Origin of the sequence: Micromonospora sp. NPDC049359 (assembly GCF_044466585.1) — a bacterium.
In the GTDB taxonomy this organism is placed as follows: Bacteria; Actinomycetota; Actinomycetes; order Mycobacteriales; family Micromonosporaceae; genus Micromonospora.
The window spans coordinates 15,332-26,557 of sequence record NZ_JBITMW010000014.1; the positions used below are offsets into that span (position 1 = coordinate 15,332).

Sequence of the window (11,226 nt, forward strand, 5' to 3'; positions counted from 1 at the left end):
GGGCGGCCGCTCAGGCGCTGTCCCGGGCCACCAGGTCGGACGGGAAGAGCGTCACCGGCGCTCCCGGGCGACCGGCCAGCACGGCGGCGGCCGCCGCGGCGGCGATCCGGCCCACGGGGTGGCTCGCGGTGGTCAGCGCCGGCGCGGTCATGCCGGCCAGCGGGATGTCGTCGAAGCCGGCCACCGCGACGTCACCGGGCACCCGGACGCCGTCCTCACGCAGCTCCGCGATCACGCCCAGGGCCGTCTCGTCGCTGATCGCGTAGATCGCGTCGACGTCCGGCCAGCGCCGCAGCGCCTCGCCGGCCGCCTCCCGGCCCCGCGCCGCCGTGAAGTCCCCCCGCACGACCCGCTCCGGCAGGCCGGCCTCGCGCATCAGGTGGCGGTACGCCCGCACCGGCCGCTGCGCGCACGGCAGCCACCGTGGACCGGTCACCATGGCGATCCGGCGGCGGCCCGTGCCGTACAGGTGGCGTAACACCGCGCCCGCGCCGGTGGTGTTGTCGACGTCGAACGACGGCACCGTGGCCGAGCCGATGCCGATCGAGGCGATCCGGCCGTGCAGCGCCCGGGGTACGGCCGCCAGCAGGTCCTCGGTGGTGTTGACCAGCACGACCCCGCACACGCTGCGGTCGGCGGCGAGCTGGTCGAGGCCGCGCGGGTCACCCAGCGGCAGCCAGTGCAGGGCCACCCCGACGCCGGCCGGCGCGCACACCCGGGCGGCCGAGCCGACCACGCGGTCCACGTACGGGTCGTCCAGCACGGCCGCGCTGGTCCCCAGGGCGGCCACCACCAGCCGTACGCCGCCGCCGCGGACCAGTGCGCGGGCGGCCGGGTTGGGCACGTAGCCGAGCTGGTCGGCGGCCGTCACCACCCGTGCCCGGGCGGCCGGCGAGGCGAACCCGGTGCCGGCGATCACCCGCGAGGCGGTGGACCGGGACACTCCGGCGGCCCGGGCGACGTCCTCCAGGGTGGCTGGGCGCGGTGCCGCTGCCGTCATCGTGTCCTCCCCGACGACGCCCGCCCCCGGCGGGCGTGCGCCTGCCGGCCATCATCCCCCGACCTGCGGGCCTGCGGTAAGGGGTGGGGCCCGCTTGTGGTGGTAGCGCTCTCAGGTGTGCGATCGTGCCAGGAGATCACCCCTAGGAAGAGGACCACCCCGTGAGTGCCCCCACCAGTCCCGCCATCGCCCCGGACGCCACCGCGCCGGCGCGGGCCGTCGTGCTCGCCCGCAACGGCGTCGCCCTGACCTTCACCCTGAACGGCCTGGCCGTCGGTAGCTGGTTCTCCCGGGTGCCGGCCGTCCGGGAGGCGCTGGACCTGTCCGCCGGCCGCCTCGGGCTGCTGTTGCTCGCGTTGAGCGTCGGCGCGCTGCTCGCCATGCCGACGTCCGGGCTGCTCGCCCAGCGCCTCGGCTCCGCCCGCACCGTGACCCTCTCGACCGTGCTGGTCGCGGTGGGCCTGATCGTGGCTGGGCTGGGCGCGACGGTCGCCGGGTCGGCCGCCGTCGTCGCGCTGGGCATGGTCGCCTTCGGCTACGGCTCCGGCGCGTGTGACGTGGCGATGAACGTCGAGGGCGCGGCGGTGGAGCGTCGGTTGGGGCGTACCGTCATGCCCCGTTTCCACGCGGCCTGGAGCCTCGGGTCGGTGGCCGGCGCGGGCGTCGGCGCCGGGGCGGCCCGCCTGGACGTGCCGGTGGGCGCGCACCTCGCCGTGGTGGCCGTGGTGGTCCTGGTCGGCACCGTCTTCGCGTCCCGGGCGTACCTGCCCCAGCCCGTCGTGGACGCGGCCAACGGGCCGACGGACACCAGCCCGGCCGGCCGTCGGCGGGCCCAGCTCGCCGCCTGGCGCGAGCCGCGCACCCTGCTGATCGGGTTGTTCGTGCTGGTGGCGGCCTTCACCGAGGGCAGCGCCAACGACTGGCTGGCGGTCGCGTTCGTGGACGGCCGGGACCTGAGCGAGGCGGCCGGTGCCGCGGTCTTCGGTGTGTTCGTCGTCGGCATGACCCTCGGTCGTACCGCCGGCACGGTCGCGCTGGACCGTTGGGGGCGGGTGCCGGTCCTCACCGGCACCGTCCTGCTCGCCGCCGCCGGCGCGACGCTGGCCGTGCTGGCCGGCTCGGGGCCGGTGGCCATCGTCGGCGTCGCGCTGTGGGGGATCGGCGCGTCTCTCGGCTTCCCCGTCGGCATGAGCGCGGCGGCCGACGAGGAGGCGCACGCGGCGGTACGGGTCAGCGTCGTCGCCGTGATCGGCTACACGGCCTTCCTGGGTGGCCCGCCGCTGCTGGGCCTGCTCGGCGACCACGTCGGCGTCCTGCGGGCGCTGCTGGTGGTGCCGCTGCTGCTCCTGCCGACGTTGGCCCTGGTGCCGGCGCTGCGCCCGCCGCGCGCCGCCGAGCGGGAGCAGTCGTCGGCAGCACAACAAAACTAGCCCGGATCAGGGCGTGCCGGTATCGGGCGCGCGGCCGAGTGCGCCGCACGCCCGTGCTGGCTACGGTCGCCCGATGCCAATCGACGAGATCACCGCCGCCGCGGCGGGCACCTGGACCCTGGGCGACCGCACGGTGCGCCGGATGGGCTTCGGCTCGATGCGGATCACCGCGAACCCCGACCGCGAGCGCGCGATCGCGCTGCTGCGCCGCGCCGTCGAGCTGGGCGTCAACCACCTCGACACGGCCGCGTTCTACGTCTCGCCCGGCGGGACCCTGCGGGTGGGCACCGGTCCCGCCCGGTACGCCACCGAGCTGATCCGGGCGGCCCTCGCCCCGTACCCCGAGGATCTGGTGATCGCCACCAAGGTCGGCTTCGGCTACGACCCGGTGGACGGGTTCACCGAGGCGTTCACCCCCGCGCAGTTGCGCGCGCAGGTCGAGGAGAACCTGCGTCGTCTCGGCCGCGACCAGCTCGACGTGGTGAACCTACGGCTCGGCCGGGGGCCGGGGGCGGTGCCGCTGGCCGAGCGGTTCGGCGCCCTGGCCGAGCTGCGCGACGCCGGGCTGATCCGGCACCTCGGGCTGTCCAACGTCCGGCCCGAGCAGCTGGACGAGGTGGCCGGCATCGCGCCGGTGGTCTGCGTGCAGAACAACTACGGCTTGGACGCCTACCGGGAACAGGACGCCTTCGTCCGGGCCTGCGGCGAGCGGGGAGTCGCCTACGTGCCGTTCTTCGCGCTGGCCGGAACCTCCCGGGAGGCGGGAGCGACCGCCGCGCCGGGCGCGGCCGTCGAGGCGGTCGCCCGCGACCACGGCGTCACCCCTTCGCAGGTACGCCTGGCCTGGACCCTGCACCAGGGCCCGCACGTCCTCGCCATCCCCGGCACCAGCGACCCCGCACACCTCGAGGAGAACATAGCCGCCGCGTCCCTGGACCTGACCCCGGAGGACCTGACCCGCCTGGGCTGACGCCGTCCCCCACCCCCGTCCCGCCGGCGTTGATCATGAAGTTGTTGCCATCGATGTCGGCGTGTCGTGGCAATAACTTCATGATCAACGGAGCCAGATGCGCAGGAGGCCCGCGGGGTGGAAGCCGGCTCGGCGGGCCGGGGGCAGGTCGGGCGCGGACTCGTAGCCGACCAGGGGTACGTCGGGCAGGGTGGCGGAGATCGCCAGCCAGATCTCGTCCGGATCGTCGCTGGTGCTGAACAGGTTGGAGACGCCCGACGGATCGTCGCCGCTGACCACCGCCCCACCCACGACAGCGCCCCGCCCGTCGTGCCGGGCCAGCACCCGGATGCCCGGGTCGGCCAGCAGCGCCGGGCGGAACAGCTCCCCACCGCCGTGCGCGCTCGCCCACTCCGCGAGCCCCCGCGCCGTGGTGACCCGGTCGAGCGGCACGCCGGTCGGCGGATCGGTCGGCGGGCGGTGGATCCACTGCGCGTCGAAGAGGACCCGGAACCCGTACGCCGCGAGGTCGAGGTCGGCGAAGCTGTCCTTCACCGACGCGCCGGCCCCGGCGTCGATCCGCGCGAGCAGCGCCTCGGGGTCGACGCCGGGGCGCAGGGTGACCGCGTCCGGATACCAGGGCGGGGAGCGGCGGGGCACCGACCACGCGTCGGCGTCGATCCGGCCGACCAGGCCGTGGCTGGCGCACACCACGTCGCACCATTGCGCGTTGTTGTGCGCCGCCGCCTCCCGCACGTCGTTTGGCACGTCCGGCAGCCTAATCGGTGAGCACGACGAGCCGCTGGGTCGCGCGCGTCATCGCGACGTACCTGTCGACCGCCCCCTGGACGCCCTCACCGAACGCCTCCGGATCGACGAGGACGACCAGGTCGAACTCCAGCCCCTTGGACAGTTCCGGACTCAGCGACCGGACGCGACTCGTCGCCGGCCGGAACGTGGGGTCGCCGATGACGCAGGCGATTCCCTCGGCGTGCTCCGCGAGCCAGCCGTCGACGATCGCGTCCCGGTCGCGCACCGATCCGTGGGTGACGGGGATCCCGTTGCCGCGGATCGAGGTCGGCACGTTCGCGTCCGGGAGTACGGCCCGGATGACCGGTTCGGCCTGCGCCATGACCTCCCGGGGCGTCCGGTAGTTGACGGTCAACGAGGTCAGGGTCACCTCGTTGAGCCCGACGCGGGCGAGCCGTTCGCGCCACGACCCGGTGAATCCGTGCCGGGCCTGGGCCCGGTCCCCGACGATCGTGAAGCTGCGCGACGGGCACCGCGACAGCAGCATCTGCCACTGCGCGTCGGTCAGCTCCTGCGCCTCGTCCACCACGATGTGCGCGAACGGGCCGGCCAGCAGATCCGCGGCGACGCCCGGCAGCACGGCCTCGTCGACAAGCGCGTCCTGCAGGTCCAGTTGGCGCAGGCTCGACAGCACGCCCTCGCCGTCGTCGTAGGCGTGCGCCTCGATCAGCTCGTCGACCACCGTCGCCATGCGTTCCCGTTCGGCGGCGATCGTGGCGTCGCGGCGGCGGGTACGCCCTGACGCCTCCGCATCGCCGAGCCGCTGTCGTGCCGCGTCCAGCAGCGGCAGGTCGGACACCGTCCACGCGCGGGCGTCGGCGCGCTGGAGCCGGCGGACGTCGTCGGGACCGAGCCAGGGGGCGCACCTGCGCAGATAGGCGGGCACCGACCACAGGTCCGCGACGATGTCGGCCGCGTCGAGCAGCGGCCAGGCGCGGTTGACCGTGGTACGGATTTCCGCGTCGCGCCGCAGCGACGCGCGGACGAGGTCCTCGGGTTCGTCGCCGTCGTACCTGCCGAGCAGGATGCTCAGCAGTTCGTCCCAGATCTCGTCGCGGGCCTCGTTGTGCGGGGTGCCCGATCCGGGCGCCTCGAACGCCTGGGCCCAGTCGTCGGCGCTCAGCCGGATGTCGGTGTCGCCGGCCGCGACGGTCAGCGCCGTCGTCGGCGGCTCCTCGTAGAAGCGGACGGCCGCGTCGATCGCCCGTACCAGGCCGAGCGAGGACTTGAGGCGGTCCACCTCCGGGTCGCTCTCGGCGGCGGCCGAGGCGCCCTGCGGTACCAGGTCCCGCAGGGTGCAGGTCTGCACGTCCTCCTCGCCGAGGCTGGGCAGGACGTCGGCGACGTACGCCAGGTAGGGCTGGTGCGGCCCGACGAACAGCACCCCGCCGCGCCCCTGCCGCAGGCGCGGGTCGGAGTAGAGCAGGTACGCGGTGCGGTGCAGGGCGACGACGGTCTTGCCCGTGCCCGGACCGCCGTCGACGACGAGCGCGCCGCGTGATCCGGCCCGGATGATGGCGTCCTGGTCGGCCTGGATGGTGCCGAGCACGTCGCGCATCCGGGCGGAGCGGTTGCCGCCGAGGCTGGCGATGAACGCCGACTGGTCGTCCAGCGCGGCGTGCCCCTCGAACCCGTCCGGGGTGAACACCTCGTCCCAGTAGTCGCTGATCCGGCCGAGGGTCCAGCGATACCGGCGTCGGCTCGCGAGGCCCATCGGGTTGGCGTGGGTCGCTCCGAAGAACGGCGCGGCGGCCGGTGAACGCCAGTCGAGCAGCAGCCGGCGGCCATCGCCGTCGCTGAGGCCGAACCGTCCGATATAGACGGGCTCGGGGTCGTCCGCGTGGACCATGCGACCGAGACACAGATCCAGACCGAAACGGCGCAGCGCACGCAGGCGGGCGGTCAGCCGCCGGACCTCCTCGTCCCGGACGACCGCCTGCCGACCCTTGCCCGCCGGTGCCCGGCGCTCGGCGTCCAGGCGGTCGGACAGGTCGGCGATCGACCGCTGAAGGCTCGCCGCGATCACGGCGAAGTGCTGCTCGTCCCGGGCGACGAGCGCCGGGTCGGCCTTGGCGGCGAGGTTCTCGGGGAGGTCGAACACACTGGCCGCCGCCGACGACACGTTCATCTTCATGGCTCCCGTTTGCGCAGGTCATGGCCTTGGACGGGCCATTCTGCGGCACAGCGGGGGCCTTGCCGCAAGTCCCCCCATGCGGTATATGTTGGATATGGCGGGAGGGGTTGTTCCTCGTCGTCACGGCTTCCGCTCGGCGTAGACGAGATCCATCGTGTCGGCGCGCCCGCCCCAGCTCAGGTCGAGATGCCAGCACCCCGCTCGCGGCATGTCGATGATCGACGGCGCTGGCCCGCCGGCGACCTCGTGGGTCACTCGCGTGTCGGTGCCGTCCAACGTGGCGATGATCTTCAGGGTGGTCGACGCGCCCGGGGGCGGCGAGGTCGTGGCGGGCCGGGCCACCCAGAGGATCTTGTTGCTCGACGCGTCCGGTCGGACCTGCGCCAGCGGGTGGCCGAACAGCACCGCCACGATCTCACCCCGTGCGCCGAAGACGTGCGGCATGCGGGTGTCCCCGTGGAACCCCTCGTCCGCCCAGTCGGGCAGCGACCCCGTCTCGACCCGCGACGCGCAGCCGACCGCCGCAGTGGTTGGACCGCCGGCAGTCGTCGCCGGCCCGTCACCGGCCGTGCCGCAGCCCGCCAGCACCAGAACCGACCCCAGCAGAAACCTGCCCCAAGTGATCATCTCGCTCCCTCCCACAAGGACGTGTCCCGTACCAGAGAGACACCGGTCGGGCCGGGCGGGTTCCTAGGGGAGCGAGCCGGCGATCTCGAGCGCCTCGGCCATGCTGCGCGCGCCCTCCAGCCGGTAGGTCACGCCGGCCTGCTCCCAGATCAGGGTCGACGCGGCGAGTCGTGCGGTCTCCCGGCGGATCTGCCCCGACCGGTCGACGTAGGACAGCACGTGCGGACCGTCGACCCAGACGGCGAAGTCACCGTCGACCTGCGTCCACTCCGCACCCGGCCGGCTGGTCCGCTTGTGGAAGGTCAGGTCGAGACGACCGTCGAACGCGTCGAGACGCACCCCGCCGCCCTCGTACAGCAGCGTCGCGACCCGGTACGCGCCGGTGCCGTCGGGGTCGGCGACCGACACCCGCTCCGGCGGCCCGAGCGCGGCCGGCACCCGGATCGGGAAGCGGACCGCCCGCCGTGCCTCGTCGAGCCCCACCATCCGCAGCGACGGCAGGGGCGACGGCTCGTCCTCGGGCGGCGACGGCGTGGACGACGTGACGATGCCGACGCCGGCGAAGCGCAGCACCTCGCCGACCGCGTCGGCGACGGCCGCACGCGTCGGCGGCAGCGCCGCGACCAGCAGGGCAACGAGCGCCGCCGCGGCCAGGGAGCGCCACCGACGTCGCCCGCGTACGTCCCCGACGAGCCGGTCGCGCACCCGTGCGGTCACGTCCGGCGTGGCGGGCGTGTCCAACCAGACGCCGAGGTCACGCAGCTCCGCCTCTAGGCCGTCCCGGGCGAGGTCATCCATGACGCACCTCCTCGTCGGCGAGCAGGGCGCGCAGCTTCGCCAGTGCCCGTGAGGTACGCGACTTCACCGTTCCCCGGGGCCAGCCCAGCATGACGCCCGTCTCCTGCTCGCCGAGATCGAGGAAGAACCGGCAGACGATCACCTCGCGGTCGCGTACCGGCAGTTGCCGCAGGGCCGCCACCAGCGCGGCCCGCCGCTCGCCGGCCAGGACGGCGTCAACGGCGTCATCCTCGGCGACCTCGGGCGGGGGGTTCGCCGCCGCCCGCAGGACCAGGCCCTCCCGGCGCGTGCGGGACCGGTGCAGGTTGCGGGTCTCGTTGGCGACGATCGCGAGCAACCAGGAGCGGAAGGACGACTCTCCCCGGTAGCGCGACAGCTTGCGGTAGCCCTTCACGAACGCCTCCTGGACGACGTCCTCGGAGTCCGAACCCGCGCCGAGCAGCACCGCCGTCCGGTACGCGGACGCGGTGTGCCGGGCGACCAGGAGGTCGTACGCCTCCAGGTCACCGGCTCGGGCGCGGGTGACGAGCACGTCGTCGTCCAGGGGTACCTCCGGTCGGACTCGCACTGATGACACCGCCCGCGCCCGTCGGGTTCCGCCCCAGCGGAGTCAGATTTCTCCCACCCGCCGTGCAGCCTATTGCCAGGAATCGGTGCTGAACTGGGAGTGGCGTCGAAGGAGAGGGGCTGGGCATGGGCTGGTTCAACCGGCGGTCTCGCGGCGGCGAGGCGACCCCGACGAAGCTGGACCGTGAGGCCACCCGGGACGACCTCGCCGCGCTGGAGGCGTTCGTCGCCAGCCGGCGAGGGGTGGAGTTCTACCTGGAACCGGAGACGACCGCCACCGACACCACCGTGGTCGCGATCGCCTACGACGGTGAGTGGATCCGTCGCCGCACCGGCACACCCCGGGCGGCGGGCGACATCGCCCGCAAACACGCGGTGCCGCTGTACGAGGCGGCCCGCACCGGCTACCCGGAGCGGATGCGGGTGTGGAATCGGGCCCACCCGGAACGCCACGCCCGCTGAGCCGGTCAGGCCGTAACCGGGCTCAAGCGGGTTTCGCCTGCGCGAGTGATCGCTGGATGAGCGTGAGGACGGGTGGAAGGATCAGCTCACCGCCGCCGATCGTGGCGCCAGCGTTCACGTGGTGGGGCGTGCCGTCAATGTCGACCACCAGCGCGCCAGCCTCCCTGGCGATGACGACGCCCGCGACGGTGTCCCACGGGTTGTTGTTGAGCATGACGAACGCGTCGATCCGGCCGTGCGCCAACCAGGCGAGGTCGATTGCGGCTGACCCGTGCATGCGTATCCGTTGGACGTGTCGGGTGAGCTGCTCGGTGATGGCGAGTCGCTCGGTGTTCTTCCGGCTGGCCTCGGCACCGACCGCATAGTCGCCGATGGCGACGACGGCGTCCCGCAGATCGGTGACCTGGCTGGCGCGGATGCGCCGGTTGTCGGCATAGGCGCCGTGCCCCTGCACGGCGTGGTAGCGGGTGCCGAGGAACGGAAGGTCGATGACACCGAGGACGGCGTGTGTGCGGTGGATGAGGCCGAGAGAGATCGCGCACAGGGGCGAGCCGTGGATGAAGTTGACGGTGCCGTCGACTGGATCGAGTGCCCAGGTCAGCGCGCTGGTGTCGCCGCTGCTGCCGTACTCCTCACCGAGGAAACCGATGTCAGGCGCCTTGGCGGCCAGATGCTCGCGGACCGCTCGCTCGATGGCGTAATCCACGTCCGAGGCCATGTCGCGGTCACCCTTGAAGGTCAGCGCACCGGGCTGGAGCCTGCGCATCAGGTCGTGGGCCAGGTCGACGGCCTCCTGTGCGAGAGGGAGGAGGTGCGCGTAGCCGGTCATAGCTGGCGGCTGCGCTCCCACAGCGAGTTGAACATCTCGTCGAATATCGGGTAGAGGCCGGAAGGGCTGGGGCTGGCGCTGCGCTCGATGACCAGCGTCGGGCAGTCGACACCGCGCATCTGCGGTAGGTAGTGCTGGACAACGCAGAGTCGACCATCGATCAGAAGGACGTTGGCGCGGATGGATTCGTCGTAGACGCCGATGGTGAGGTTGTCCCGGGCATCCGCCGGGAGCCGGTCACGAATGCGGCGGGCCAAGTTCTGGATGTTGAGTTCGGTGAGCGCGCTGAGGTGCCCATCTGGATAGTCGTCCTCCCGCTCCTGCCGCCTGATCGCCTCGCCGGCCGGGTCAAGGAACAGGCAGCGGAGGCGGGTGCCGGCGGCGAGGAGTCTCAGGAGGCGATTGTCGCCGTACTGCTGACAGATGAGGTTCAGTGACAGCCCGGCCGCTCGGATGTCCGTGGCATGGTCGAAAAGGGCTTGCGGGGGCAGCTCCGCCATAAAATCTGATCGGCTGGAATAGATCGCGCTGACATCAGCGCATTGGTTCCGTACGGCCGTGCTGAGCTGGTGTCCGGCGAGGTCCGGGGCCGGCTCGCGTTCGCCGAGGAGAAGCGTCATTCGTGCGTGGCGGGGCATGGACAGGCCGGTGCAGATGCGGGTGAGGACATCGATGCTGCTGACCCGGCGGGCACCGCTGGTGATCTCGCTGATCTGAGCCTGGCTGAGGCCGGTGGCGACGCCGAGAGTGGTCTGGCTGGCGCGGGTGGCTCGCTGGACGAGGCGGAATACCTGAGCGATGTTACGAGCGGCCAGGGCGTCGAGCATGTCAGTGGTGTCCCACAGCAGGTCGTCAGTGGTAAGCGTGGCAGTTGTGCGGACGCTCACGGCTGGCTTCCTTCCTGCTACAAGGGCCGAGGGCCAGCTTATCCAGTAGTGGGATGGCATGCCGGGAGGACATCCAGAGGGCGGATGAAAGTTATCCATCGAGGATTCACCCGCCGTGATGGATCGCTGCGGTTGTGGTGAGCAGGGTCGTGGTGTGAGTCTGCGGTCCCGCCCCCACCTGCCCATGCGCCCCGCCTGGTTGTGCCGCAACTGTGCCGCAGCATGGCCATGCTCCCGCGCCCAACTCGATCTCGTCGCCGAGTTCTACGGTCACTCGCTGGCGCTGGCCCTCTACCTTACGTCCTGCATGAACGAGGCCATCCACGACTTGTACGGTCTCGGCGGTCGCCCCGACCTTGCCCTGATGCACGCGCGTTTCCTCGGCTGGCTGTCGTTGACTCGCCGGCCGCGTCGCTTCAACCATGAGTGACTCGCCCCGATATCTTCGCAGGTCAATGTGGTGCTCGTGACCGGGCGGCACCGGGGTCCGCGTTGACCGGCGGCGCGAGGGTGTGGCAGCATTCGCGGCCTGACGGCAGTGAAGGAAGTCGGTGCGAATCCGACGCGGTCCCGCCACTGTCACCGGGGAGTGATCCCCCCTCGCGAGTCACGGCCGTGTGTCTGCGGTTGGAAGGCCGGGGGAGAGCGTCGATCCGGAAGCCAGGATACTTCGGCCGTCGGGACGTACCCCAGGGCGTGGACACCCGAGGAGGACCCGATGACGCATGGCGTC

Annotated in this window: 12 protein-coding genes and 1 riboswitch; of the genes, 4 read left to right on the top strand and 8 right to left on the bottom strand. The window is 72.6% G+C overall.

Features of this window, described 5'->3' with window-relative positions; translation table 11 throughout:
* Positions 1-10: 10 nt before the first annotated feature.
* A complete protein-coding gene (locus ACIBTX_RS27155; RefSeq protein WP_357169892.1) occupies positions 11-1,000 on the bottom strand; it encodes a LacI family DNA-binding transcriptional regulator in 990 nt (329 codons plus the stop codon).
* A gap of 161 nt (positions 1,001-1,161) precedes the next feature.
* On the opposite strand from ACIBTX_RS27155, the gene ACIBTX_RS27160 reads away from it, so the two are divergent.
* Both ACIBTX_RS27160 and ACIBTX_RS27165 read left to right on the top strand, forming a co-directional pair.
* Positions 1,162-2,430, top strand: a complete 1,269-nt coding sequence (locus ACIBTX_RS27160) for an MFS transporter (protein ID WP_357169895.1) — start codon at positions 1,162-1,164, stop codon at positions 2,428-2,430.
* A 73-nt stretch (positions 2,431-2,503) separates the two neighbouring features.
* Positions 2,504-3,400, top strand: a complete 897-nt coding sequence (locus tag ACIBTX_RS27165) for an aldo/keto reductase (protein WP_357169898.1) — start codon at positions 2,504-2,506, stop codon at positions 3,398-3,400.
* A gap of 84 nt (positions 3,401-3,484) precedes the next feature.
* On the opposite strand, the gene ACIBTX_RS27170 is transcribed toward ACIBTX_RS27165, so the two are convergent.
* From ACIBTX_RS27170 to ACIBTX_RS27190, 5 genes are all read right to left on the bottom strand, one after another.
* Complete coding sequence (locus tag ACIBTX_RS27170; RefSeq protein ID WP_357169901.1) at positions 3,485-4,147, bottom strand: hypothetical protein; 663 nt, start codon at positions 4,145-4,147, stop codon at positions 3,485-3,487.
* A 10-nt stretch (positions 4,148-4,157) separates the two neighbouring features.
* Complete coding sequence (gene helR, locus ACIBTX_RS27175) at positions 4,158-6,317, bottom strand: RNA polymerase recycling motor ATPase HelR (RefSeq protein ID WP_357170565.1); 2,160 nt, start codon at positions 6,315-6,317, stop codon at positions 4,158-4,160.
* Positions 6,318-6,443: 126 nt separating this feature from the next.
* Positions 6,444-6,950 carry a hypothetical protein gene (locus tag ACIBTX_RS27180; RefSeq protein ID WP_357169905.1) on the bottom strand — a complete coding sequence of 169 codons (507 nt, stop codon included), beginning with the start codon at positions 6,948-6,950 and terminating at the stop codon, positions 6,444-6,446.
* Positions 6,951-7,013: 63 nt separating this feature from the next.
* On the bottom strand, positions 7,014-7,748 hold the full coding sequence (locus tag ACIBTX_RS27185; RefSeq protein WP_357169908.1) for a hypothetical protein: 735 nt from the start codon (positions 7,746-7,748) through the stop codon (positions 7,014-7,016).
* On the bottom strand, positions 7,741-8,316 hold the full coding sequence (locus tag ACIBTX_RS27190; protein ID WP_357169911.1) for an RNA polymerase sigma factor: 576 nt from the start codon (positions 8,314-8,316) through the stop codon (positions 7,741-7,743). The genes ACIBTX_RS27185 and ACIBTX_RS27190 overlap by 8 nt, the downstream gene beginning before the upstream one ends.
* A 125-nt stretch (positions 8,317-8,441) precedes the next feature.
* Here ACIBTX_RS27190 and ACIBTX_RS27195 point away from each other — a divergent pair, with 125 nt between their 5' ends.
* Positions 8,442-8,777 (top strand): hypothetical protein, encoded by a 336-nt coding sequence (locus ACIBTX_RS27195; protein ID WP_357118321.1) that lies wholly within the window; start codon positions 8,442-8,444, stop codon positions 8,775-8,777.
* Positions 8,778-8,799: 22 nt separating this feature from the next.
* Here the strand turns inward: ACIBTX_RS27195 and ACIBTX_RS27200 are convergent, their stop codons facing one another.
* Together ACIBTX_RS27200 and ACIBTX_RS27205 are read right to left on the bottom strand one after the other, a co-directional pair.
* Complete coding sequence (locus ACIBTX_RS27200; protein ID WP_357118324.1) at positions 8,800-9,627, bottom strand: inositol monophosphatase family protein; 828 nt, start codon at positions 9,625-9,627, stop codon at positions 8,800-8,802.
* A complete protein-coding gene (locus tag ACIBTX_RS27205) occupies positions 9,603-10,493 on the bottom strand; it encodes a DUF5919 domain-containing protein (RefSeq protein WP_357169917.1) in 891 nt (296 codons plus the stop codon). The genes ACIBTX_RS27200 and ACIBTX_RS27205 overlap by 25 nt, the downstream gene beginning before the upstream one ends.
* A gap of 307 nt (positions 10,494-10,800) precedes the next feature.
* Here ACIBTX_RS27205 and ACIBTX_RS27210 point away from each other — a divergent pair, with 307 nt between their 5' ends.
* Positions 10,801-10,923, top strand: coding sequence for a hypothetical protein (locus ACIBTX_RS27210; protein ID WP_357118330.1), 123 nt, complete (start codon positions 10,801-10,803; stop codon positions 10,921-10,923).
* Between the two features lie 111 nt (positions 10,924-11,034).
* Positions 11,035-11,164: riboswitch (cobalamin riboswitch) on the top strand.
* Positions 11,165-11,226: the final 62 nt, after the last annotated feature.